Raw genomic sequence first — 25,277 nt, forward strand, 5'->3', positions numbered from 1 at the left:
ATGTAGGTTGTGAGAATATGAATTTTTCTAAAATGCATGGATTGGGGAATGATTTTGTGGTGATTGATGCCATCACGCAAAATGTCCATTTATCACCAGAATTGATTAAACGACTGGCTCATCGACATACCGGAATAGGTTTTGATCAACTATTAGTGGTTGAGCCACCGTATTCACCCGAACATGATTTTCACTATCGCATTTATAATGCTGATGGTAGCGAAGTTGAGCAGTGTGGTAATGGCGCGCGCTGTTTTGCCCGATTTGTCCGTTTAAAAGGCTTAACCAAAAAAAAACAACTCAAAGTCAGCACGCAAAAGGGCGCGATTATACTCACAATTAATGATGATGAAAGTGTTCGTGTCAATATGGGGATGCCGGTTTTTGAACCACAATTAGTCCCTTTTAAAGCGACTAAAGAGGAGAAAACCTATATTATTCGTGCGCAGGAGAGAACCATATTTTGCGGCGTAGCTTCAATGGGTAATCCTCACTGCGTATTGCAAGTCGATGATGTTGAGTTGGCAGAAGTGAGCGTGTTAGGACCGATATTGGAACAACATGAACGCTTCCCAGAAAAGGCCAATATTGGTTTTATGCAAATTATCGATAAAAAACATATCCATCTACGTGTCTTTGAACGGGGTGTCGGTGAAACCTTAGCTTGTGGTACCGGCGCGTGTGCGGCTGTTGCAGTCGGTATTACGCAAGGTCTGCTTGCCCCTCAGGTTGAGGTCTATTTACCTGGCGGTACGCTCAATATCGAGTGGCTGGGACCGGGTCAACCACTGTATATGACCGGCCCAGCTACCCATGTTTATGATGGATTTATTGTCATATGATGGATAACCGACGTTCAAAAAAATCTTCGATGATTGCAAAGCGACGGGCTCATCATAAAATCAAGCATCAACCGCCTATTTTAAATGATGACAAGGTGTGCGAATATCTGTTTCAGCACCCTGATTTTTTTATTCGTCATGCCCAGCAAATTGATAAGCTGCGTATTCCCCATCCGGTGCGCGGTGTGGTTTCGTTACCTGAGTGGCAAATGACCCGCCAACGAAATAAGATTAAACAATTAGAGAACGAGATCCAATCCTTAGTCCAGCACGCCACCATCAATGAACGGCTATTTTCCCAATTAATGACGCTACAACTTGCCTTACTCAAAGCCAATAGTTTTAGCGAGTTACTCGAACATTTAAATGATTGGGGGCGTTCTTTAGGTTTACTGGGGGCTTATTTATATCTGTTTGAGGATAAATGGCAGTTAACGGCACCGTCGAATTTTCAACATTTATCACTGTCGACAGAGAAGTTTGATTTTATTCGAATTCGTCATTTACAGTATGGTTTTCAGTATTTGGGGCAGTTATCACCCGCGGAATTGACGTTACTCATCCCTGAACAAGGCTATGTCGGCTCGATTGCATTATCACTATTAGGCGATTTTGGCGATTTAGGGGTACTGGTTTTTGCCAGCCGCGATCCCCATCACTATCAGCCCGGTCAGGGCACGGTACTGCTGGAGAAATTAGGACAAATTTTACCGGTCTTAATCAATCGATGGATCGAACGTAAACCTTTATGCTGATAAGGGATAATAGCAACAATCCGTTTGCTAAAATTATCATTGATAAGCAGGGGTTTTTTGTAATATGCTGAGTACTTAAATAATAGCAAAAAATAAAAGTATTGATCAGCTTAAAAGTAAAGTTTCATTGAGATTAGTACGCTCAAATAACTGTCATTGATGCCATGATACTTAATGTATTGACACGTTTATGATAATTAAATGCGCGTTAAAAATCGGTGAATAATGATGGTTATTTATCGAAGTAACAGAGGATGATGAGTGTAATATGAATAAAAAATGGCATCTTATTAAACGGGTTAGTCCAGCCATTGGCTTGCTAAGTTTATTGTGTTTATCCCTACCGTCAGCAATGGCATTTTCTTTACAAGATGTGGCACAACAGGCCAAAGTATTAAGTGAAAAACCTTATGTCAAACCGCAAAGCCATTTACCCAATGAGTATAAAAATCTCTCTTATGCGGATTATCAGAAGATCTATTTTAACTATGATAAAAACTACTGGAAAAATGATAATCTCATGTTCATGCTGCAGTTTTATCATCAAGGTTCCTATTTTGATACGCCGGTAAAAATCAATGAAATTATCAATAATAAAGTCTCGCCAATCCAGTATAGCGCTGACTATTTTGATACTCGAGCGATCAATCAGCAAGAACCGAAAGATAGCCAGCTAGGTTTTGCCGGTTTTAAGGTGCAGTTTCCGATAAATCAAAGCAAAAAACGCGATGATGAGATATTTTCTGCGCTCGGCGCGAGTTATTTTCGGGTGGTGGGTAAAGGGCAAGTTTATGGCTTATCGGCTCGTGCATTGGCCATTGATACCGGTTTAATGAGCGGTGAAGAGTTTCCCCATTTTAGTGAGTTTTGGTTAGAGAAACCGAAAGCCAAACAAAAATATTTGGTGATTTATGCTTTACTGGATTCGCCTCGCGTGACTGGTGCTTATAAGTTCATCTTAAGACCAAATAATGAGATGGTGATTGATGTTGAATCACAACTCTATTTCCGTGATGGTATCGAAAAATTGGGTATTGCGCCATTAACCAGTATGTTTTTATATGGTAAGAATCAACCCGCTATAACCCCTAACTACCGTCCGGCTATTCATGACTCAAATGGATTATCTATTTTGACAACCGATAATCGTTGGATTTGGCGTCCCTTGAATAATCCGCAAAAATTGTCCTTTTCAAACTTCAATTTGGATAATCCGAAAGGGTTTGGACTCATTCAACGTGATGATGGATTTAGTGATTACCAGGATTTAGATGACCGCTATGATTTACGTCCAAGTGCCTGGATTGAAGCCTTGAGTCCTTGGGGAAAAGGGCACGTAGAGTTGATTGAGATTCCAACACCAGATGAGACCAATGATAATATTGTCTCTTTTTGGGTACCGGAAAAACATTATGGTAAAGGTGATCAATTCTCAATTAAGTATCGTCTGCATTTTATGCTCAATGAAGCGGGCCGTTATCCGGCCAATATTGCCTATGCAAAAGAGACACTCTATTCACTGGGTGATGTAAAACAGGCCAATCTGGTGCGTAAACTGGATGGCTCGGTCTCTTATGTGATTGATTTTGTCGGTAAAGATCTTGCTTTAATCCCCAAAGATAAAAGTGTTAAACCGTTTATCAATATCAGTGACAATGGTGAAGTGGTTGGCAGCAAAGTGATCTATAATCCGGTCACAAAAGGATGGCGAGTTATCTTGCGCTTTAAAGTAAAAGATGCAGCTAAAGCCACCGAGATTTATGTGAGCTTACTATCGAATGATGGTAAGGATAAGCTACTGTCTGAAACCTGGAACGCACAGTATCCGGCAAAATAGTCTGCAATGATAACATCAACCGGCCTTAATCTTCTCCGGCTGGTTGATGTTATTGTATAAAGTGCGTTTGTACTGGTTTAACTGCTTGGCCAATAAAATCAAATCGCCCGAAAAAAATATTTTGCGGTGCGTGGCCTTGTTACCTAAAGTGGCTTAAACCAGATGATCGAGAATAAACGAGATAAAATTTATGGATGACAAAGAGATATCAACAATGATGGCGCCCGGTCGCAATCAAGACTCATCAGATAATATGATTGCGGCATTAAATCGCAAGTGGCAGCATCTGTTGTCTCGTCAAGGGTTTAATCAACAACGTGCACAGCTAAACGCCATGCCAAACATGACCCGGCAATCGGTTAAGCCGCACGCGTGGTATAAAAAGAATAAACCTAAAGATCAATCACTATCGATCCATTTTTGGGGCTCGCTACGTCGATTACTGTTATTTGTTTTAATTATTGGCCAAACGATAATGGGCGCGGCTTATCTCACCTCGTTGTTACCTTATCAGGGCTGGGCAGAACTCAGCTTTGCTAATGACTGGCAAATCAATCCAATGGTCGCACTCGAAAATATCACACCGTATGTCATTGAAGCCATTGTGATTGGTTTATTTGCGATTTTGTTTGCCTGGATATCGATTGGTTTTTGGACCGCCATGATGGGTATCTTAGTGACACTGTTTGGCGGTGACCGCTATACGATAAAAATCCCTCAACATCCGGTTAAAGAGATTAATCGTCAACATCGAACAGCCCTAGTGATGCCGATTTGTAATGAAGATGTCGCGCGGGTCTTTGCCGGCTTAAAAGCCACCTGGCAATCATTAAAAGAGACCGGACAGCTTGAATTATGCGATTTCTATGTACTGAGTGATACTAATGACCCTGATGTCTATGTTAATGAACTCAACGCTTGGGCCGAGTTGGTCAATGAGATGGAGAGCGATAGTCAGGTGTTTTATCGTCATCGCGAAAGACGCGTCAAGCGCAAAAGCGGTAATATTGACGACTTTTGTCGTCGTTTCGGTAATCAGTATGAGTATATGATTATTCTCGATGCCGATAGCGTGATGACTGGCGACTGTATTGTTAACATGATAGCCATGATGGAGATGACGCCGAAAGCCGGTATAATCCAATCCCCGCCAAAAACCATTCGTATGCGCACATTATATGGACGTATTCAACAGTTTGCCAATCAGACCTATAGTGATATTTTCAGTAGTGGCGTTCATTACTGGCAATTAAGTGAAGCACAATATTGGGGGCATAATGCGATTATCCGTTTAGCACCTTTCATCGAACATTGTCTGCTCACGCCATTTAAAAAATGGGGTCAGCCTCATCATATTTTATCGCATGATTTAGTTGAAGCCGCTTTAATGCGTAGTGCCGGGTGGCAGGTTTGGATTGCCTATAATCTTAGTGGCAGTTATGAAGAAGTGCCGGCCAATATGATTGAAGATCTCAAACGGGATAATCGTTGGTGTATGGGAAATTTAATTAACTTACGCGTGCTATTTAAACCGGGTATTCGTTTTATTCATCGCATTATGTTTATCACCAGTGCGATGGCTTATGTCTCATCACTACTGTGGTTACTATTTTTATTTTTCTCGACCCTGTTATTGTTAATGTTCAACGTGTCTGAACCCCAATATTTCCTGCATCCCAATCAGTTGTATCCGGTTTGGCCGCAATGGAATGAAGCCCTGGCCATTAATCTGTTGTGTACCACCTTTGTGCTGTTGCTGGCGCCGAAATTGGTCAGCTATGTGATTGTGCTGTTTAAACAGAAGCCCAAAGCACTAGGCGGTATCGTCGGTTTTACCTGTTCGATTGTATTAGAAATCCTGTTTTCAGTGATTTTAGCGCCAATCAGAATGATCTTTCACAGTAAATTTGTGATCAAAGCTCTGATGGGAAGCAAAGTACAGTGGAAATCGCCTGCGCGCAGTGATGATGCTTTAACCTGGCGAGAAGCGGTTTATTTTTGCTGGCCATTAACCCTGTTAGGGATCGTTTGGCTCTGGATCGTCTTATGGCTCAATCCACAATTTACCACTTGGTTTATTGCGATTTTAGTCCCATTAATCATTTCTCCTTTGGTCATCAAATACTCTAGCTTAACTGCTATTGGCTTACTGCTACAGCGGAAAGGTCTGTTTATCACCAAAGATGAAAGTATGCCTAACCAAGCGATTATTGATACTGATCGCAATCTACAGCAATTTGAACAGTACCAGATGGATGAGGCTTATCAAACGGCCTTAACCGATGAAAGTTTGCATGCTTTAGTCTGTGCGATGTCGACGCGTCGTCATCATGACAACCTGAAAAATAGCCACTATCGTCAGGCGTTGCTCAGTGATTATCTGAGTCGTGATGCGTCAACTCGCTCAAAAGAGCTGAAATTAAAAATGATGGCCGATCCTCAGCTGTTTAAACCGCTGTTTCGATCTTAAGCCTATGATGATGGTATCCGTGTCGATTGCTCAATGCGAATGCTATCATTATCTCATGCCTCGTCATAAAATCAGCCGATAATCCGCTTTTAAAGCCCATTTTCAGTCTCATCGTCTGTCTGCAGTTATGCTATACTAGTCGACGATACAAAGCCTTTTGTTGATACAGGATATTCATTTATGCATAAATCTGCCACAAACCCTGCTGAGAATGCGCCCGATTTAAGTGGATTAGGGGCGGTATCTCCCCTATTAACACAGCCTGTGCAGGCTTTTTTGCAGTATTTAAAGTCAGAGCGGCAGCTGAGCCTGAATACTCAGAAAAATTATCAACGCCAGCTTGATACGTTACTCCGCCTTAGCCAAGAGATCGGGCTATCGTGTTGGCAAAATCTCGATGCGGCGGCGGTTAGATTGCTGGTTGGACGAAGTAAGCGTAGTGGCTTGAAAGAGAGCAGTATTGCGCTGCGTTTATCTGCCTTAAGAAGTTTTTTAGACTGGATGGTCAAACAAAAACGGTTAACCGCCAATCCAGCCCGTGGAGTATTAACGCCGAAACAGGGTAAACACCTGCCGAAAAATATTGAGGTCGATCAGATTAATCAATTGCTGGAGATTAATCTCAACGATCCCTTATCGGTAAGAGATCGAACCATGATGGAGCTGATGTATAGTGCCGGGCTGCGTTTATCGGAAATGGTCAACTTGAACTGTCGTGAAGTGAATTTACTCGATGCCGAGATTCGGGTCACCGGGAAGGGCAATAAACAGCGCAAGTTGCCGATTGGCCGTATGGCGGCCACCTGGATTCAGCGCTGGTTATCCATGCGAGAACTCTTCGAACCGGAAGATGATGCGCTATTTATTTCGAAGATGGGCAATCGTATTTCCACGCGTAATGTCGAGAAACGTTTTGCGCAGTGGGGCATTAAACAGGGCCTTACTACGCATGTGCATCCGCATAAATTGCGTCACTCATTTGCTACACATATGCTTGAATCCAGCGGCGATTTAAGGGCGGTGCAAGAGTTATTAGGTCATGCCAATTTATCGACCACGCAAGTCTATACCCATCTTGATTTTCAGCATTTAGCGCATGTTTATGATGCTGCCCATCCAAGAGCCAAAAGAGGAAAATCGTAATGCTGTTTTATCGCGCCATGACCCCGATTAAAGCGATGACGTTTGATCTGGATGATACGCTTTATGACAATGTGCCGGTGATTAAAAAAGCCGAGCAATCACTCAATGAAGAATTAGTCAGAATAACCGGTTTAAACCAGTTTACCGTGACAGATTTTAATCTGCTTAAGCAGCACGTGCTTACCCTCAATCCAGATATTTATCATGATGTAGTGGCCTGGCGGCAAATGACAATCAGATACTTAGGTCATCAATATGGTATCGTCAGTCAGGATATTGAGCTACTGGTTGACCATTTGATGGATCACTTTACCTACTGGCGACATCAGATCGAGATTCCAGCGCAAACGCATCAAGTGCTCAGCTACTTAGCCGAGCGTATTCCCTTAGCGGTGATTACCAATGGCAATGTTGAGATTGAAAAAATCGGTTTAGCGGATTATTTCCAATTTAGTCTACGCGGTGGGATAGATGGTCGTTCCAAACCATTTGCCGATACGTTTGCACTGGCTGCCAGACAGCTGAATTTACCGTCGCAGCAGATACTTCACGTGGGTGATAATCTTTATACTGATGTATTAGGCGCCGTTGAACAGGGCATGCAAGCTTGCTGGATTAATTTAACCGGTCAAACCATCGCACAGCAGTCAGATGCTCGCCTGTTACCGCATATTGAAATTACTGATTTAGTTGAGCTGAAGAGTTTGCTATAATCTGTATAAATAACCAGTAAGATGATGTGATATGATAAACGCCCATAATTTAATCGATTCGCTCAACCCTGAGCAGCAACGTGCCGTCACCACGGAGAGTCAATATAGTTTGGTTTTAGCCGGGGCCGGAAGCGGTAAAACCCGCGTTCTAGTGCACCGTATTGCCTGGTTATGCAGCGTCAAAGATAATCCAGCCGGTTCAATTTTTGCCGTCACTTTTACCAATAAAGCTGCTGCTGAAATGCAGGAGCGCATCATTGATTTATTAGGACAAGAGCGCTATCAAGGCATGTGGGTAGGCACCTTTCATGGGTTAACCCATCGTCTGTTACGTATTTTTTCCCAGCAAGCGGGATTACCGGATAATTTTCAGTTGATTGATACCGACGATCAGTTACGTTTGGTGAAGCGTCTATTTAAAGAGCTCAATATCGATGATAAAAAATGGTCACCGCGTGACTGTGCGGGCTATATTTCCACGCAAAAAGAGAAAGGGTTAAGACCACAGGATATCGCCCCTGCCGATATGCTCGAGCGAACCTGGGTACAAGTTTATAGCAGCTATCAAGCGATGTGTGACCGAACCGGTTATGTCGATTTTTCCGAACTTATCTTACGTACTTATGAGCTGCTTAAACGAGACGCCGAGGTATTGGCTTACTGTCATCGCCGTTTTCGCCATATCTTAGTCGATGAGTTTCAAGATACCAACCATATTCAGTTTCAGTTTATTAAGATCCTGGCCGGCGATAGTAGCAATGTGATGATTGTGGGGGATGATGACCAGTCAATCTACGGCTGGCGTGGGGCGAATTCAGATAATTTGCAAACCTTTGTCGATACCTATGCGGCAACCGACATGATCCGGTTAGAACAAAATTACCGCTCAACCGGCGCGATTTTACAGGTCGCCAATCATCTGATTGCGAATAATCAGCAGCGTTTAGGCAAAAATCTCTGGACCGCCCAAGATCACGGCGAACAGATCAATCTGTATATGGGCTTTAATGATATTGATGAAGCGCGTTATGTGATTGGTCAAATAAAGCAATATTATGCGGAGAGCGGTCATTATCGCGATTGCGCTATTTTATATCGTAATAATGCCCAATCACGACTGTTTGAAGATACCTTATTACAGTCCGCGCTACCGTATCAAATTTATGGTTCAATTCGTTTTTATGAACGTCAGGAGGTCAAAATGGCCTTGGCTTATCTGCGTTTACTTTACGATAATCATAATGATATGGCTTTTGAGCAGATTATTAATGTGCCAACCCGCGGGATTGGGAATGTGACGTTAGATAATGTACGAAGTCTGGCCCGGCAGCATGATAAATCGTTATGGGCAATGTCCGTTGAGTTACTCTCCTCTTCAGTGCTGCGCGCGAAACCGAAAGCCGGTTTAGGCCGATTTATTGAACTCTTTGAGATTATGCGCAAAGAGCTGATCGGACTGCCTTTTTATGAGCAGCTTGATCATATAATTCATGATTCAGGTCTTTATGCTATGTATGAACAAGAACAAGGAATTAAAGCGCAATCTCGTCTCGAAAATCTGCAAGAGTTAGTCTCTGCCGCCAAGCAGTTTTATGAAACCAACAGTGGTGACTTTGTCGATGTTGAGACCGGTAAAACGCTGACGGTACTTGAGGCCTTTTTGGCTTATACTTCCTTAGAGGGGAAAGAGACTGCTAAACATCAAGATGCTGTGCAGCTGATGACGCTGCATTCCGCCAAAGGACTCGAATTTAACAATGTCTTTATGGTCGGCATGGAAGAGGGGATTTTCCCTTCGCAGCGTTCGCTCGCCGATAGTGTGCAGATGGAAGAGGAGCGGCGTCTGGCATATGTCGGTATTACCCGCGCACGCCAACAATTAACCTTAACTTGTGCGCAAAGTCGGCGTTTATATGGTAAAGAGGAACGTAATGTTCCCTCACGTTTTTTACATGAATTACCAATTGAATGGTTAAAAGATGTCGGTTATAAAAATAGTTATCTACAGCAATCCGCATCGGCTCAAACCCGTCACCGTGCTTATCAATTTGACACAGAAGAGACTCAGCAGCGCACAGCATCGCCTGATGAGATGAAAAAGATGCGGGCGCGGGTGAATGAAGCGGCACATGCCGAGAGCGGTTTTAAACTCGGCCAACGTGTTTCGCACCGCCGCTTTGGTGAAGGCACGATCATCAATATGGATGGCGAAGGCGATCATCGCCGGGTTCAAGTGGCGTTTGTCAATGAAGGGATAAAATGGTTAGTACTGAAATTAGCTAATTTAGAACCTATGAAGTAAATGACCAAGATGAAATGTCGGTATTATCTGCTGTGCGTAATCAATTTAAATAATTCATCAATTAAGTGTAAATATCTTTAATTAATCGGATAAAAGATGTTTATCCCGGACAGATGACGATATGATATTTTAACGTAAAAATAATATGGGTTTTAATAATTTTATGCGCAAGCCTTTTTTATCGACACTTATCTTGCTGATGTTGGCAACGATGAGTTTTACTTATGCTGAAAATAGTCATGCTGAAAACAAGTCAGTTTATGGATTATATGAGAAAGTTCAATTTCCTGAATTTAAAAATGTCATCATCAAAGCGAAGCTCGATACTGGCGCTAAAACAGCCTCATTAGGGGCTACCGATATTCACTTTTTTGAGCGTAATGGTGAACAATGGGTGAGTTTTAAACCCCAAATTAAAGGACAAGACTTGCCAGTGATGGAGCGATTACTGGTGCGCAATAGCAACATTAAACGTCGTATCGCCGATCTCAGCGAGGGTGAGGATGTGCTGCATACCGCCAGACCGGTGGTGCTGATGAATATCTGTTTTGATGGTAAGTTAAAGGCCATAGAAGTTAACTTAACCGATCGTTCTCACTTTATCTATCCACTTTTACTGGGTTCCAGCGCGTTAGTTGAACTTGATGCAATCGTGGATCCCAGTTTAACTTACCAATCACTGCCTAATTGTAAATAACTTAACGATTGACGAGAATACTTATGCGTTCTTTATCTTTACACCTCAAAGCACTTATCGCGATATTCTTAGTTTTAGGTCTGTCGATTATTGCCTATCAAATCTTTGTGCAAAAAACGCCAGTCACGGAAAATGAAGTCGATAATCTCTGGACTATCGATGCCAAAATCAGTTTTGATGTGCGCAATGGGCCTAAACCTGTACGGGTACAATTTTATATTCCGCCTAAATCTGATTACTACACGATTTCTAATGAACTGTTTTTAGCCAAAGATTATGGTCAAAATATTGATATCAGTCAGCCGGACAATCGTTTTGTGGTCTGGTCGGCGCGTAAAGTGACCGGTAAACAGACTTTATATTATCGTTTAAATGTCACCAAACGTTACGCCGATGAGGTGAGTAATACCAGTAAAGGCCTAACCTGGCGTGAACCTATTGCGACCAAAGGCGCTGATGCATTAGCGGTCGATGCCTTAGTCAATGAGATTCGTTCCAAATCCTCTAATATTGCGACGTTTATCTCGGCAGCCATTAATCTGATTAATGACAGTAATAACGATAATGTGAATTTATTACTCGCCGGGGATAAAAGCACCGAGAATAAGGTCAAAGTGATTGAGCTGGTCTTATCACAGGCTTATATTCCGATTCAACGTGTTCAGACTTTGAAATTAGCATCGGGCGGCGTGCAGACGCCTTCATTATGGATTCGCAGCTATTATGTTGATGCCACCAAAAAAAGTGACAATAACAGTAATATTAGCAGTAGTAGTAATAGTAATGAGTTAATCGGCCAGTGGCACTATTTTAACCCTTTAACCGGCAATATTGGTTTGCCGGATGATCAAATTGTCTGGTGGACTGGCGATGATAAAGTCTTGACGGTGGATAATGGCATCAACAGCCATGTGACCTTTAGTCTGGAAAAAAGCGAGCTGGCTGCCTTGAGTCTGGCCAAGTTATCCAATGAGTTTAACAGTCAAACCGACTACTCTTTTTACAGTTTACCGCTCAACACGCAAGATGCTTATAAAATCATGCTAATGATTCCCTTTGGCGTCTTAATGATTCTGTTTTTCCGTAACATTGTCGGCATCAATACCCTTGGTACCTTTACACCGGTGCTGATCGCTTTAGCCTTTAGAGAGACCGGACTAGTGTTTGGCATTGTATTCTTCTCTATTATTGTCGCGATAGGTTTATCGCTGCGGTCTTACTTAGAACATTTGAAACTGCAAATGTTGCCCCGCTTATCGATCGTGCTGACGTTTGTGGTCTTGCTGATTATTTTTGTTGGCCTGTTAAGCCATAAACTCGGTTTTGATCAAGGGCTCTCTATTACCTTATTCCCGATGGTTATTTTAACCATGACAATTGAGCGCTTATCGATTACCTGGGAAGAGCGGGGTAGTTCATTCGCTTTTCGAGTGGCGATAGGTACACTGTTTACCTCATCGATCGCTTATGCCGTAATGGGCTTCAAGCCGTTTAACTATTTTGTGTTTACGTTCCCGGCCATTTTACTGATTTTAATCGCCTTTATGTTGATGATGGGACGTTATCGTGGCTATCGCCTGACAGAGCTGTTTCGTTTTAAAGCGCTGCTAAAATAGGGGGCTGAACGATGTTAAATCTAATTAAAACCTGGCGAGCATTAAGAGAAAAGGGCATTATCGGGATTAATCAGCGTAATGCTGACTATATTCTTAACTATAATCAGCGCCGTCTTTATCCGCTGGTTGATGATAAGATTATCACCAAACAACTGGCCATTGCTGCCGGGATTCATGTGCCTGAGCTGTATGGCGTGGTCAAGACTGAACACGATATCTCAAAAGTCAGTGAACTACTCGCCCATCATAATGATTTTGTGATTAAGCCGGCACAAGGCTCAGGTGGCGATGGGATTATTGTGATTGCCAATCGTTATGATGATAATCGCTTTAAAACGGTTTCTGGTCGCTTAATCACGTTAGCTGAGATTGAGTATCAGCTATCAAATATCATTACCGGATTATATTCACTGGGCGGCATGCGCGATAGTGCATTGATCGAATATCGGGTTAAACCAGATCCGATCTTTAAGCGCATCAGTTTTGAAGGAGTACCGGATATCCGTATTATTGTTTTAAAGGGCTATCCGGTGATGGCCATGGTCCGTTTACCAACTCGGCAATCGAACGGCAAGGCGAATTTGCATCAAGGGGCGATCGGGGTCGGTATCGATTTAGCAACGGGCAGAACGCTCAATGGTACCTGGTTAAACGAAAAAATTCATCGCCATCCTGATACGGATAACCATGTGAGTGGCCTGGCACTACCCGACTGGGATAAGTTTATGCATCTGGCGGCCAGCTGTTATGAATTAGTCGGATTAGGTTATATTGGTGTCGATCTGGTGCTGGATGAAGAAAAGGGCCCATTAATTTTAGAACTTAATGCCCGTCCGGGCTTGAATATTCAGATTGCTAATGACATGGGGCTGTATAAACGCACCAGTGTGGTCGAAGCGCATTTAGCCGAACTAGCCAAGCAAGGCATCACTGAAAGTGTCGAAGAACGACTGCGTTTTGTGAAACAGCATTTTGCTATAACCGACACAAGAACCGATTAATTTGCTGAAGTTTTAGCAGCGATTTGCTATATTAGGCGCCTGATGATTCAGTCGCCCAAGATGGCCTATTATGATAAAAAAATTAAACGCTGATTTAATGCAGCTTGCTTGTTACTGCTCGCCTAAGACAGCCGGCCTGAGTCTGGCGCTGTTAACCTGTATGGCGATGACACCGGCTCAGGCTAGCGAAGTGGCCAGCCACGATCGGCCAGATTCGATTATTGCGCGATTGCTGGAGAAAAATACCGGCCACTACTTCATGCTCTATCCTTATGAAAGTAACTATGTGATTCAAACTTATACCAGCAATATTAATCGACAGTCGATTCATAGCTACTCTTGGTCCGAGCATGCCCGCAAGGATGAGACTAAATTTCAAATTAGCCTCGGTTTTCCGATCTATCGGGGGATTTTTGGTGAGAACTCACTATTGGGCGCCTCTTATACTCAGCGCTCCTGGTGGCAATCGCTCAATGCTTCACAATCGTCGCCTTTTCGCGAAACTAATTATGAGCCACAACTGTTTGTCGGTTTTACGACCGATTATCAACTCCTCGGTTGGACGATTAAAGATGTGGAAATGGGCTTCAATCATCAATCGAATGGCCGGCCTGAGCAAACATCTCGTAGCTGGAATCGTTTATATGCTCGCAGTATGGCAACTTATAATAATTTCACGCTAGATTTAAAGCTTTGGTATCGTATCCCAGAAAGTGCAAAAAATGATGACAATCCCGATATGACCCGATATATGGGTTATTATCGCTTATTAATGGGCTACCAATGGGATAACAACACCTTCACCGCGCAGACCCATTATAATTGGCAAAGCGGTTATGGTAATGTCGAACTTGGCTGGAGTTATCCGATTAATGACGCTATTCGGCTATATGCGCAGTTATTTAGCGGTTATGGTGAGTCGATGATTGATTATAATTATAAACAGACCCGCTTTGGTCTGGGTGTGATGTTAAATGATCTGTTTTAAAAAAAGAGTATGGTCGTAAAATTATTGTGATAAAACGTAACGCAGAGCAGATTCTGCAAACTATCTTTGGTTATAAATCGTTCCGAAATGAGCAGCAGACCATTATTGAAACCGTCACGTCGCAGCGTGATGCCTTAGTTATCATGCCAACGGGTGGGGGAAAGTCAATCTGTTACCAGATCCCGGCATTGATGAAAGAGGGCGTAACGATTGTGGTTTCACCGCTAATCTCTTTAATGAAGGATCAGGTTGATCAGCTTAATGCCAATGGCGTGAGCGCAGCTTGTCTCAATTCTACCCAAACGATGCAGCAGCAAAGAGCGGTCATGACGCAATATCGTGATGATGAGATTAAGCTGCTGTATATTGCCCCAGAACGGCTTAGTGTGAGCGCTTTTTTGTCGCTGCTCCTGCAAAAACCACCGACCTTAATCGCGATCGATGAAGCGCACTGTATTTCACAGTGGGGACATGATTTTCGGCCCGAGTACCGGCAGCTAGGGCAGTTGAAATCACAATTTCCACAAACCCCCATCATTGCGCTCACCGCGACTGCTGACGATGTGACCCGGCGTGATATTATCCGGTTATTGGCTTTAGATCAGCCCTTAATTAGTATCAGTAGTTTTGACCGGCCGAATATCCGTTACACCGTCACAGAGAAGTTTAATGCGCTGGAGCAGATTACCACCTTCTTATTACGTCAGAAAAATAGTAGTGGCATCATTTACTGTAGCAGCAGGGCTAAAGTGGAAGAGATGGCGGTTAGACTCAAAGCGCGTCACTTTTCGGTTGCCGCCTATCATGCCGGACTCAGTCATCAAGAACGTGAGCGAGCACAAGAGGCGTTTCTGCGTGATGATATTCAAATAATCATCGCCACAATCGCCTTTGGTATGGGAATTAATAAGCCCAATGTACGCTTTGTGATTCATGCAGATATCCCTAAAAATATTGAAGCCTATTATCAGGAAACCGGTCGAGCCGGTCGTGATGGCTTACCCGCTGAAGCCCTGTTACTATTTAATACGGGTGATTTAGGCTGGTATCGCAAACTGGTGGAAGAGAAAGACGATGATAGCCAAAAAGAGATCGAGCTGCATAAACTCAATGCGATGGGCGCTTTTGCTCAGGGGCTGACCTGCCGACGTTTAGTCTTGCTCAATTACTTTGGTGAGAACCGGCAACAGTCTTGTCATAATTGCGATATCTGTCTGTTTCCACCGAAACAGTACGATGGTCTGGAAGATGCTCAAAAAGTCCTGTCCTGTATCTATCGGGTTGGGCAGCGTTTTGGTATGCACTATGTGGTCGATGTATTACGTGGCGCCAATAATGCTAAGATTCGTGATTTTGGCCATAATCAGCTATCGGTATATGGCATTGGTAAAGCACAATCCAGCGATTACTGGATCAGCATTATTCGCCAGCTGATTCATCTGGGCTTGCTCATTCAGGATATTACCGCCTATTCAGCGTTAAAATTAACCGAGGCAGCCAGGCCGATCCTCAAAGGTGAAACCGCACTTTCGCTGGCGGTACCGCGTTTGGAGATTGTTAAAAAAGAGAAATATCGCCAGCCAGGCCGCTCCTCTATTTTAACCACCTCACTCACCAGTGAAGAGAAAGTCTTGTTTGGTCGGCTTCGTCATTTACGTAAAACGATTGCGGATCAGGATGGTGTGCCGCCTTATGTCGTCTTTAGTGATGCCAGTTTATTAGAGATGGTTCAGCAGCAACCGACCACTAAAACTGAATTACTCTCTATTAGTGGGGTAGGACAGACTAAACTGGAGAAGTATGGCGATGAGTTTTTAACACTGATTAGTGAGTTTATGTTTAGTTAGCAATATTGATTGACTAATCGAGTGAGATAATGCTATTTATGAGGCGTATTGATGGATAAATACGCCTCTCAATCATCAAGTATGATGTTGGGTGACAATATAATTACTTTTTAAACATGGATTGGAGAAAAGTGATGAGCCCTATCGAAACTATGCCGCAAATGGTCGCATTGGTACTGGTATTATTGATCTTATATATTGGTGATGTGATAAGTAATCTGAGTAAAGCCTGGATTCCCTCTGTTTTTGTCTGTGTCGTGCTCTTTTTGCTCGGTTACTGGACCTTTTTCCCAAAAGATATTATTGCCAAAGCCGGCATTCCTGCGGTGGTGGCTATCATGCTGATGTATCTGCTCATCACCAATATGGGCACATTGTTGTTAATGACGGACTTAAAGAAACAGTGGAAAACCATTCTTATCTCGCTGGCCGGTATTGGCGGCATTATTGTATCATGTTACCTGATTGGGCTCACCTTGTTTGATTACAATACAGTTGTGGTCGCGATTCCGCCGCTAGTGGGCGGGATTGTGTCAGCCTTAATTATGTCAGGCGGCGCCAAGGCAGCTGGCCTCATTGAGCTATCCGTCTTTGCTATTGTAATCTATGTGATGCAGGGCTTTGCTGGTTTTCCGTTAACGGCGATTGTGCTGAAAAAAGAGGGCTTGCGCGTACTGGCGCTGCACCGTCAAGGGGATTGGCAATCCACAACCACCCAGGAGAATGCCAATCATGCCTTAGAGCAAGTCATTTCGCCCGAAGAGACGCCGATGCCAAAATTATTTGCGCAGTTTCCGGCTCGATACAATACCGCTTATTGCCAATTTTTACGTTTAGCCGTGGTCGGTATGCTGGCCTATATCGTCTCTGAATTATTAAAACCGCTGGTGCCTATTAGTCCTTTTGTGTTGTGTCTGTTATTTGGCATCATCGCCACATCCGCTGGTTTTTTAGAGCGTCATGCACTGAAAAAGGCCAATGGTTTTGGCTTTGCGGTGATGGGGTTGATGCTGTTTGTGTTTGATGGGCTTAATTACGCGACGCCATCGATGCTGGTGAATCTATTTGTCCCTCTGGTTGTCTTAATTATCAGTGCTGTAATGGGCATGTTTATGTTTTCGGTGATCATGGGCAAAATACTCGGCGTTACCAAGTCACTGGCTTTTGCCATTGCGTTAACGGCGCTCTATGGTTTTCCGGCCGATTATATTATTACCAATGAGGTGATTAATAATCTGACCAAAGATCAGCATGAACGGTTAATCTTAACCAATCACCTGCTGCCACCTATGCTCATTGGTGGTTTTATTTCGGTGACGATGGTCTCGGTGGTATTAGCCGGTATTATGGTTGGCATGATCATCCCGGTTAGCGCATAAACCAGCAGTTTGACACGGATTTGATTTAAGCTATATTAATACAGTCAACATCATGGTTTTATGCCATATCGCCTTGGACCGGTAACTGATTTCAGGGCGAGTAATTTTATCATTTTGGGTGCTTAATGAAGTGTCTTATCCGCTGCTTTTATCAGCCGCTTTAATGAAACATTTTAATGATGTACTTTAATGATGTACTTGAAAGATACGCACTTTACCTATAATAAGGTCTCTTTATCAATCAAGCCTATTTATTCACAAGGTATCTTTAACCCGATATCTTCATTTGTCAGATATCAACCAGTGAGGGAACGGCATGTTAGCCAATAAAAAAAGAGTACAAGCCCATTTAGAAGCACTGGCTCAATTTACCGCCACCCCCGGTAAGGGGATTACCCGTTTGTCTTACAGCGCTGAAGATTTACAGGCGAGAACCTACCTGAAATCGACTATGCAGGCGATAGGGCTCGATGTCCACGAAGATGCGATCGGCAATATTTATGGTCGTTTAGCGGGCCAAGATCCGACCTTACCGGCGGTGCTGATCGGCTCCCATTTTGATTCGGTGCCCCACGGCGGCGCCTTTGATGGGACTGCCGGGGTCGTGATGGGGCTGGAGGTCGCCACGCTATTTCATGAACAGCAGCTAACTCCTTACTATCCATTGGAAGTGGTGGCTTTGGTCGAAGAGGAAGGCAGTAGTTTTGGGCACGGTTTACTGGCATCCCGCGCGATTGCCGGTCAGATAAGCGCCGATGATTTGAAGCAGATGCAGGATGATCAAGGCCGCTCTGCAGCCCAAAAAATGGCGCAAGCGGGTTTTAATGCCGAGCAGGTATCCAGTGTGATGCGTTCACCCAAAGAGATGAAAGCCTTTATCGAATTACATATTGAACAGGGCCCGATTCTGGAGCAAGCGGGGCAAGATATTGGTATTGTCGATACGATCGTGGGGCTATGTCAGCTTGAGATTACCGTGCAAGGTAGAGCCGGGCATGCGGGTACCACGCCGATGCATCTGCGGGCCGATGCGTTATTAGCAGCGACCTATCTGATTCAAGCCATTAATCAGCTTGCGGCACAAGAAACCGAGGCAGTGGCGACGGTCGGTAAGCTGGCGGTCTATCCGAATGGGTCCAATGTTATCCCTAGCAAAGTGATCTTTACTGTCGATGTGCGGGCTAAATATGCGGATAAACTGCAGTGGCTGTTACAGCAAATTCAAGCTGATTGTGCCGCAGCTAACAGTTCGACCATTAAGGTGCATTATCATCAAAAAGTCTCAATTGCCCCGGTAAATCTCAATCCGATGATTAGCGCCTTACTGAAAGCGAATAGTGATAAACTGGGTTTTAAAAGTCGCATGATGGTCAGTGGTGCCGGTCATGACGCGATGGTTTTGGCGGATTTAACGGCGGTTGGGCTGGTGTTTGTGCCTAGCCGACAGGGGTTAAGTCATCATCCTGATGAGTGGACCGACTACGCACAGATTTGTCAAGGGATTGAGGTTATTTTTGAAACTGTTAAAACGCTCACAGAGGAAAAATGATGTTAAATACTACCTTAACCAAGCTTATTGCCGCTTATTGTGATGAGATGATCGCTTTTCGGCGCGATCTCCATCAACATCCAGAGTTGCCTTTCGAAGAGGTGAGAACCACGCAGCGGATTGTGCAGCAGCTTAAACAAATCGGTATCGACTATCGCTTAACTGAGCCGACCGGTGTGATCGCTGAGATCAAAGGTGCCAAGCCGGGCAAAACCGTGCTGTTACGCGCTGATATTGATGCTTTGCCGGTGATGGAACTGAATGATAAGATCGATTATCAATCAACCATTAGCGGAAAAATGCACGCCTGTGGCCATGATACTCATACCGCAATGCTATTAACCGCGGCTAAAGCGCTGTATCAGATTCGTGATCAATTAACCGGTAATGTGCGTTTGGTCTTTCAGCCAGCAGAAGAGATTGCCCAAGGCGCTAACGCAATGATTGCTCAGGGCGTCATGATCGGCGTCGATAATGTGTTTGGTATGCATATCTGGTCAAAGATGCGCAGTCATCAACTTGCTTGTGTGGTGGGGCCGACTTTCGCTTCAGCGGATCTGTTAAAAGTCACCTTTAAAGGTCAAGGTGGCCATGGCTCGATGCCGCATGACACGGTGGATGCGGCGATGGTTGCGTCGGCTTTTGTCATGAATGTGCAGGCGATTGTCTCTCGTGAGATCGATCCGCTCGAACCAGCCGTTGTGACTATTGGTAAAATGGTGGTGGGTACCCGTTTTAATGTGATTGCTGAAAATGCCGTGCTGGAAGGAACGGTGCGCTGTTTTAATCTTGAGGTACGTAACAAGCTTGAAGCTGCTATTGAGCGCTATGCTCAGCAAGTGGCCGCGATGTATCGCGCGACCGCCAAGGTCGAATATACTTATGGCACACTACCGCTGGTTAACGAATCACAAAGCGCTTTACTGGCACAGTCGATTATTCAGCAGGCTTTTGGTGAAGAGGCACTGCATGCTGAGCGGCCAACCACGGGCGCGGAAGATTTTAGTTATTATCTTGAGCATGCACCGGGCGCTTTTGCCTTAGTTGGCAGCGGTAATCCGGCTAAAGATACCCAGTGGGCTCATCATCATGGCTGCTTTAATGTTGATGAAGATTCACTCACCCGCGGCGCTGAACTGTATGCGCAGTACGCTTTCGCTTATTTACAGCAAAACCAATTTTAGTTTACTGTCTTTTATTGGAGTAATTATGCTATCATATTGCTATTAAATAGTGGTTAATTGCGTTAAGTAAGTGGGAATATCCTATCGATGAGTTATCAAGTTCTTGCCCGTAAGTGGCGTCCTAAATCTTTTGCTGAAGTGGTTGGACAGGCTCATGTACTGAAAATTCTGAGCAATGCGTTAACGCTAGGACGTGTGCATCACGCTTATCTTTTTTCTGGTACCCGTGGCGTTGGTAAAACCTCGATTGCCCGTTTGTTGGCGAAAGGACTTAATTGCGAAACCGGCATTACTGCTACTCCGTGTGGTCAATGTGGTAACTGTCTAGATATTGAGCAGGGCCGTTTTGTCGATTTGATTGAGATTGATGCGGCTTCACGCACGAAAGTTGAAGATACCCGTGAGATCCTCGACAATATCCAGTATTTACCGACCAGAGGACGATTTAAAGTTTATCTGATCGATGAAGTGCATATGTTATCGCGCAGCAGTTTTAATGCCTTATTAAAAACGCTGGAAGAGCCGCCTGAGCATGTCAAGTTTCTTCTAGCCACCACCGATCCTCAAAAATTACCGATTACGATTTTATCGCGCTGTCTACATCTGCATCTGCAAATGTTAGATAATGGACAAATTACCCAGCAACTCGAGCATATTTTGCAGGCTGAAAAAATCCCGTTCCAGCCACGTGCTTTAACACTGTTATCCAAAGCGGCTAATGGCAGTATGCGTGATGCGCTGAGTTTAACCGATCAAGCTATTGCACTGGGTAATGGTGAAGTGGATACTACTTCCGTTGCCAGTATGTTGGGGGCGCTAGATGATAATGTGCCGTTTAGCTTAATGGAGTCACTGGTTGCTGTTGAGGGGAATACCTTAATGTCACAGATCAGTCAGGCCGCCACGCAAGGCGCTGACTGGGAGACACTGTTAAATGATACGCTGGCACTGTTACATCAAATTGCACTGCTGCAGATGGTGCCGACCGCCTTAGGGGAATATCAGCATCGCGAAGCACGTATTCGGCATCTAGCCCAGATTATTACCCCACAAGATGTGCAGCTCTATTATCAAATCCTGTTGGAGGGTAAAAAGACCCTCAATACCGCTCATGATAAAAAAATGGTGGTTGAGATGGCTTTTTTACGGGCGATTGCTTTTCAGCCTAAAGTGTTTCATGCTGCGCAGTCGACCAATAGCGTTAATGTGGCTATTGATAAGCCGGTGAATATGCCAGCCAGTCAGTCGCCAGCCAGCCCGGCAGCAGGGGCAGCCAATTCAGCTGAGACGCCATCTCGCCCACCAAGTGCTGCGACTGAAACAGTGAACGCACCGCCCACGCTATCAACACCGCCAGTATCGGCACCGGATATCGCTTTGCCCTCGGCGACCCAACAGATTTTGCAAGCGCGTGAAAAGCTTCTCAGCCAAGGTGATCCTAAGCCAAAAAAGTCTGAACGGGCAGCACCCGCGCAGCCTGGTAAATCATCTCGTTTTGATAGTGTAAAGCAGGGGAACTTTAAACGTCCGGAAGCTTTTGCCGAGCCCGCCGAAGATGAGCCGATGTCTGCTGAAAATTATCAGTGGCAGGCCAAGACAGTATTTGAAACGCCAGTTACCACGTTAACGCCGAAAAATTTGCGGCAAAGTGTTGAAGAAGAGAAGACCCCGGAGTTGGTTAAAAAATTGATTGCTGAAGCGATGACCCAAGATAGCTGGTCAGCGGAGATTGAGCAGTTAGGCTTGCCGCCGCTGATTAAACAGCTGGCTATCAATGCGTTTTTAGAGCAGAAAAGTGCCGGGCAGCTAGTGTTACATCTGCGCGCTGCACAGGCCCATATTAATAAAAGAAGTAACGTTGAGACCCTACAAGCGCTGATGTCAGCCCATCGTCAGCAGCCGATTGAACTCGATATTGTGATTGATGATAATTTAGCTCAGCAAACGCCGTTAGAGCTGCGTGAGTCTATCTATCAGCAAAAGTTACAAGCAGCTAAGACAACCATTCATCAAGATGAAAAGATTGTATTATTGTGTCGTTATTTTAATGCACAGATTGATGAAGAGAGCATTCGTCCCGTATAATAGCGGATAACTATTTATCGTATGAAATAAAAGAGGAATATGTATGTTTGGTGGTAAAGGCGGTTTAGGTAATATGATGAAACAAGCCCAACAGATGCAAGAGCGTATGCAAAAAATGCAAGAAGAGATCGCGCAGATGGAAGTCACGGGTGAATCAGGTGCCGGAATGGTCAAAGTGACCATCAATGGCGCACACAGCTGCCGCCGGGTTGAGATCGATCCTTCACTGTTAGTGGAAGATGACAAAGAGATGTTAGAAGATTTAGTTGCGGCAGCATTTAATGATGCCAATCGCCGCATTGATGAAGCACAGAAAGAGAAGATGGCGCAGGTCACTGGCGGTATGCAATTACCACCGGGCTTTAAAATGCCATTTTAATGATGTGAGAAGATATGCAAACCAGTCCCTTACTTGAATCTTTAATGGAAGCTTTACGCTGTTTACCTGGCGTGGGGCCTAAGTCAGCCCAGCGTATGGCTTTTCATCTGTTACAGCGCAACCGTGCTGGTGGATTAAACTTGGCGAATATGCTCCATGAAGCGATGACCCATATTGGCCATTGTCATGATTGTCGTACGTTTACTGAACAAGAATATTGCGCTATATGCAGTAATCCGCGCCGACAAGCGAGTCAACAGCTCTGTATCGTTGAAACGCCGGCCGATATTGTGGCCATAGAACAAACGGGTCAGTATGCCGGCCGTTATTTTGTGTTACTCGGGCATTTATCGCCGCTTGATGGTATTGGCCCACAGGATATTGGTTTAGACAGGCTCGAACAGCGCCTGTCACGAGAGTCGATTAGCGAAGTGATTTTAGCCACTAACCCAACCATTGAAGGCGAAGCTACCGCCAATTATATTGCCGAAATTTGTGCTGAGTATAACACAGTAGCGACACGTATTGCCCACGGTGTGCCGGTCGGCGGCGAGCTAGAGATGGTTGATGGCACCACGCTTTCACACTCCTTTATTGGCCGCCAAAAGATCGAGCTATAACCACGTTCTAATCGACCAATTGCGTTTACATGACATTAAATCAATGACGCTAAATCAATTTTATTAAATTAAGGTGAAATGATGACCAATCAAGCAGTGGCTTTTGACATGGATGGTACGTTATTAAATAACCAACGCCAAATCTTACCGGAAACGATTGCGGTGATTGAAAAAATTAAAGCCAAAGGGATCAAGGTTGTTCTGGTCACCGGTCGTCATCATTCGGTCATCTATCCCTACTATTATCAGCTCGGTTTAGATGCACCGGTGGTTTGCTGTAATGGGACTTATCTGTATGATTTTAAACAGCAACAAGCGTTTTACGCCAATCCCATCGATAAGCCACAAGCAACATCACTCCTCAAACAGGTCAATGAGTTCGGTATTCATACCCTGATTTATACCGATAGCATGATGTGTTATGAAGTGCTCGATGATCATTTGCAGGGGCTATTTGGCTGGATTGATTCCTTACCGACTTTTTTAAGACCGAAAATCTATCAGGTTGATAGTTTTCAAGACGTGATTGAGCAGTCAAGCGCCATTTATAAATTTGCCACCAGCTCTCATGATATCCCTGCTTTAAAAGCCTTTTCAGTCGCCGTTGAAGCGCGGGGTGATTTAGAGTGTGAATGGTCATGGATTAATCGTGCCGATGTGGCTTTAAAAGGTAATACTAAGGGTAATGGACTGGAGAAATGGTCAAAATTAACTGGTATTCCACTGGCCAATATGGTGGCTTTTGGTGACAGCTATAACGATATCAGTATGCTTGAGCGCTGTGGTCTGGGTATTGCGATGGGTAATGCCGATGTTGCTGTGCAGCAAAAAGCGGATCGGGTGATTGGTCATAATAATGAACCTAGCCTGGCTACGGTATTAACTGAGCTGTTTTTATAATCGGTTTGTTGGCCGCCAATAGCGATAGCTAGCGATGATCAAAAATTGTGTTAAGATCATGCTTTTTAGTTATCACCCCATGTCAATCAAGATAGTTTGTTGACTATCTTGATTTTATCATCCCCAATAAGCGATCTTGTGCTTATTTTTAAAAATAGTGAATGATGTTTGATATCCTGTACCAAGACGAATATATCGTTGCCATCAATAAACCTACCGGCTGGTTAGTCCACCGTAGCTGGCTCGACAAACATGAAAAAGTCGTGGTGATGCAGACCTTGCGTGATCAAATCGGTCAACATGTTTTTCCTGTTCATCGTCTCGATCGACCGACTTCCGGCGTGTTACTGTTTGCGCTGTCATCTGCTGTAGCGCGCCTATTAGCCGAGCAGTTTGCGCAAGGTAACATCGTCAAACAGTATCTGGCGATTGTGCGTGGTTTTGTTACTGGCGAAGCGGTGATTGACTATCCTTTAGTGGAGGAGCATGACCGGATTGCCGATAAGTTTGCTAAACAAGATAAACTGGCACAAGCGGCGGTTTCTCACTACCAAGGCTTGGCAACGTTTGAAATCCCGGTCGCCGTCGGTCGTTATCCTTCTGCCCGTTATTCACTGGTCGCGTTAAGCCCACAAACGGGGCGTAAACATCAGCTTCGTCGCCATATGAAACATATCTTTCACCCGATTATCGGCGACAGTAAACATGGTGATTTACATCAAAATCGGGCTTTTGCTGACTATTTTGAGGTGCGCCGTCTGATGCTACATGCGGCCTCGTTATCCCTGCGCCATCCGATTACAAAGGCGCCGCTGTTGTTAACAGCGACCGCTGATTCGCCGTTATTTGATCTGGCGTATATTCGGCAATTACCCGCGCTAGAACCGCACAGCTCGTGATGATGATTAAGTGGTTCATTATAACTAGCTGTTGGCCTTAACACTTGACCGATCGCTTGGTCGAGGGCAAA

At 44.3% G+C, this 25,277-nt stretch carries 20 protein-coding genes; all 20 read left to right on the forward strand.

What is annotated here, in order from left to right:
* The first annotated feature begins 17 nt into the window (after positions 1-17).
* The 20 genes from dapF to truC all read left to right on the forward strand — a co-directional run bounded on the left by dapF (position 18) and on the right by truC (position 25,206).
* Positions 18-842, forward strand: coding sequence for a diaminopimelate epimerase (gene dapF / locus RHO15_06265; GenBank protein ID WVD63084.1), 825 nt, complete (start codon positions 18-20; stop codon positions 840-842).
* Positions 839-1,597, forward strand: a complete 759-nt coding sequence (locus tag RHO15_06270) for a DUF484 family protein (GenBank protein WVD63085.1) — start codon at positions 839-841, stop codon at positions 1,595-1,597. The genes dapF and RHO15_06270 overlap by 4 nt, the downstream gene beginning before the upstream one ends.
* A gap of 268 nt (positions 1,598-1,865) precedes the next feature.
* Entirely contained in the window at positions 1,866-3,434 is a 1,569-nt protein-coding gene (locus tag RHO15_06275; GenBank protein ID WVD63086.1) for a glucan biosynthesis protein G, read from the forward strand.
* Positions 3,435-3,624: 190 nt separating this feature from the next.
* Positions 3,625-5,904 (forward strand): glucans biosynthesis glucosyltransferase MdoH, encoded by a 2,280-nt coding sequence (mdoH, locus tag RHO15_06280; GenBank protein WVD63087.1) that lies wholly within the window; start codon positions 3,625-3,627, stop codon positions 5,902-5,904.
* Positions 5,905-6,084: 180 nt separating this feature from the next.
* On the forward strand, positions 6,085-7,047 hold the full coding sequence (gene xerC, locus RHO15_06285; protein ID WVD63088.1) for a tyrosine recombinase XerC: 963 nt from the start codon (positions 6,085-6,087) through the stop codon (positions 7,045-7,047).
* A complete protein-coding gene (yigB, locus tag RHO15_06290) occupies positions 7,047-7,760 on the forward strand; it encodes a 5-amino-6-(5-phospho-D-ribitylamino)uracil phosphatase YigB (GenBank protein ID WVD63089.1) in 714 nt (237 codons plus the stop codon). Before xerC ends, yigB begins: the two co-directional genes overlap by 1 nt.
* 31 nt (positions 7,761-7,791) lie before the next feature.
* Complete coding sequence (gene uvrD, locus RHO15_06295) at positions 7,792-10,062, forward strand: DNA helicase II (protein WVD63090.1); 2,271 nt, start codon at positions 7,792-7,794, stop codon at positions 10,060-10,062.
* 145 nt (positions 10,063-10,207) lie between these two features.
* Complete coding sequence (locus RHO15_06300) at positions 10,208-10,759, forward strand: RimK/LysX family protein (GenBank protein WVD63091.1); 552 nt, start codon at positions 10,208-10,210, stop codon at positions 10,757-10,759.
* A gap of 23 nt (positions 10,760-10,782) precedes the next feature.
* A complete protein-coding gene (locus tag RHO15_06305) occupies positions 10,783-12,375 on the forward strand; it encodes a UUP1 family membrane protein (protein ID WVD63092.1) in 1,593 nt (530 codons plus the stop codon).
* 11 nt (positions 12,376-12,386) lie between these two features.
* Positions 12,387-13,376, forward strand: a complete 990-nt coding sequence (locus tag RHO15_06310; GenBank protein WVD63093.1) for an alpha-L-glutamate ligase-like protein — start codon at positions 12,387-12,389, stop codon at positions 13,374-13,376.
* A 160-nt stretch (positions 13,377-13,536) separates the two neighbouring features.
* Positions 13,537-14,364, forward strand: coding sequence for a phospholipase A (gene pldA / locus RHO15_06315; GenBank protein ID WVD64982.1), 828 nt, complete (start codon positions 13,537-13,539; stop codon positions 14,362-14,364).
* A gap of 26 nt (positions 14,365-14,390) precedes the next feature.
* A complete protein-coding gene (gene recQ / locus RHO15_06320) occupies positions 14,391-16,211 on the forward strand; it encodes a DNA helicase RecQ (protein ID WVD63094.1) in 1,821 nt (606 codons plus the stop codon).
* Between the two features lie 134 nt (positions 16,212-16,345).
* Entirely contained in the window at positions 16,346-17,590 is a 1,245-nt protein-coding gene (locus RHO15_06325; GenBank protein WVD63095.1) for a hypothetical protein, read from the forward strand.
* Between the two features lie 316 nt (positions 17,591-17,906).
* Positions 17,907-19,139, forward strand: coding sequence for a Zn-dependent hydrolase (locus RHO15_06330; protein ID WVD63096.1), 1,233 nt, complete (start codon positions 17,907-17,909; stop codon positions 19,137-19,139).
* The gene (locus RHO15_06335) at positions 19,139-20,323 is read left to right on the forward strand and encodes an amidohydrolase (protein WVD63097.1); all 1,185 of its coding nucleotides are present in this window, start codon (positions 19,139-19,141) and stop codon (positions 20,321-20,323) included. Before RHO15_06330 ends, RHO15_06335 begins: the two co-directional genes overlap by 1 nt.
* An 87-nt stretch (positions 20,324-20,410) precedes the next feature.
* On the forward strand, positions 20,411-22,408 hold the full coding sequence (gene dnaX / locus RHO15_06340) for a DNA polymerase III subunit gamma/tau (GenBank protein WVD63098.1): 1,998 nt from the start codon (positions 20,411-20,413) through the stop codon (positions 22,406-22,408).
* Between the two features lie 43 nt (positions 22,409-22,451).
* Positions 22,452-22,787, forward strand: a complete 336-nt coding sequence (locus tag RHO15_06345) for a YbaB/EbfC family nucleoid-associated protein (GenBank protein ID WVD63099.1) — start codon at positions 22,452-22,454, stop codon at positions 22,785-22,787.
* Between the two features lie 14 nt (positions 22,788-22,801).
* A complete protein-coding gene (recR, locus tag RHO15_06350) occupies positions 22,802-23,407 on the forward strand; it encodes a recombination mediator RecR (protein ID WVD63100.1) in 606 nt (201 codons plus the stop codon).
* A gap of 81 nt (positions 23,408-23,488) precedes the next feature.
* Positions 23,489-24,307, forward strand: coding sequence for a pyridoxal phosphatase (locus RHO15_06355; GenBank protein ID WVD63101.1), 819 nt, complete (start codon positions 23,489-23,491; stop codon positions 24,305-24,307).
* A 161-nt stretch (positions 24,308-24,468) separates the two neighbouring features.
* Complete coding sequence (truC, locus tag RHO15_06360; GenBank protein WVD63102.1) at positions 24,469-25,206, forward strand: tRNA pseudouridine(65) synthase TruC; 738 nt, start codon at positions 24,469-24,471, stop codon at positions 25,204-25,206.
* The last annotated feature ends 71 nt before the right edge of the window (positions 25,207-25,277 follow it).

Source organism: Orbaceae bacterium lpD01 (genome assembly GCA_036251705.1).
GTDB classification, from domain to species: Bacteria; Pseudomonadota; Gammaproteobacteria; order Enterobacterales; family Orbaceae; genus Utexia; species Utexia brackfieldae.

What these genes read in the sequence shown, in the direction of transcription:
- dapF (WVD63084.1), top strand. Translation starts at nt 18, where the DNA reads ATGAATTTTTCTAAAATGCATGGATTGGGGAATGATTTTGTGGTGATT.
- RHO15_06270 (WVD63085.1), top strand. Translation starts at nt 839, where the DNA reads ATGATGGATAACCGACGTTCAAAAAAATCTTCGATGATTGCAAAGCGA.
- RHO15_06275 (WVD63086.1), top strand. Translation starts at nt 1,866, where the DNA reads ATGAATAAAAAATGGCATCTTATTAAACGGGTTAGTCCAGCCATTGGC.
- mdoH (WVD63087.1), top strand. Translation starts at nt 3,625, where the DNA reads ATGGATGACAAAGAGATATCAACAATGATGGCGCCCGGTCGCAATCAA.
- xerC (WVD63088.1), top strand. Translation starts at nt 6,085, where the DNA reads ATGCATAAATCTGCCACAAACCCTGCTGAGAATGCGCCCGATTTAAGT.
- yigB (WVD63089.1), top strand. Translation starts at nt 7,047, where the DNA reads ATGCTGTTTTATCGCGCCATGACCCCGATTAAAGCGATGACGTTTGAT.
- uvrD (WVD63090.1), top strand. Translation starts at nt 7,792, where the DNA reads ATGATAAACGCCCATAATTTAATCGATTCGCTCAACCCTGAGCAGCAA.
- RHO15_06300 (WVD63091.1), top strand. Translation starts at nt 10,208, where the DNA reads ATGGGTTTTAATAATTTTATGCGCAAGCCTTTTTTATCGACACTTATC.
- RHO15_06305 (WVD63092.1), top strand. Translation starts at nt 10,783, where the DNA reads ATGCGTTCTTTATCTTTACACCTCAAAGCACTTATCGCGATATTCTTA.
- RHO15_06310 (WVD63093.1), top strand. Translation starts at nt 12,387, where the DNA reads ATGTTAAATCTAATTAAAACCTGGCGAGCATTAAGAGAAAAGGGCATT.
- pldA (WVD64982.1), top strand. Translation starts at nt 13,537, where the DNA reads ATGGCGATGACACCGGCTCAGGCTAGCGAAGTGGCCAGCCACGATCGG.
- RHO15_06325 (WVD63095.1), top strand. Translation starts at nt 16,346, where the DNA reads ATGAGCCCTATCGAAACTATGCCGCAAATGGTCGCATTGGTACTGGTA.
- RHO15_06330 (WVD63096.1), top strand. Translation starts at nt 17,907, where the DNA reads ATGTTAGCCAATAAAAAAAGAGTACAAGCCCATTTAGAAGCACTGGCT.
- RHO15_06335 (WVD63097.1), top strand. Translation starts at nt 19,139, where the DNA reads ATGTTAAATACTACCTTAACCAAGCTTATTGCCGCTTATTGTGATGAG.
- dnaX (WVD63098.1), top strand. Translation starts at nt 20,411, where the DNA reads ATGAGTTATCAAGTTCTTGCCCGTAAGTGGCGTCCTAAATCTTTTGCT.
- RHO15_06345 (WVD63099.1), top strand. Translation starts at nt 22,452, where the DNA reads ATGTTTGGTGGTAAAGGCGGTTTAGGTAATATGATGAAACAAGCCCAA.
- recR (WVD63100.1), top strand. Translation starts at nt 22,802, where the DNA reads ATGCAAACCAGTCCCTTACTTGAATCTTTAATGGAAGCTTTACGCTGT.
- RHO15_06355 (WVD63101.1), top strand. Translation starts at nt 23,489, where the DNA reads ATGACCAATCAAGCAGTGGCTTTTGACATGGATGGTACGTTATTAAAT.
- truC (WVD63102.1), top strand. Translation starts at nt 24,469, where the DNA reads ATGATGTTTGATATCCTGTACCAAGACGAATATATCGTTGCCATCAAT.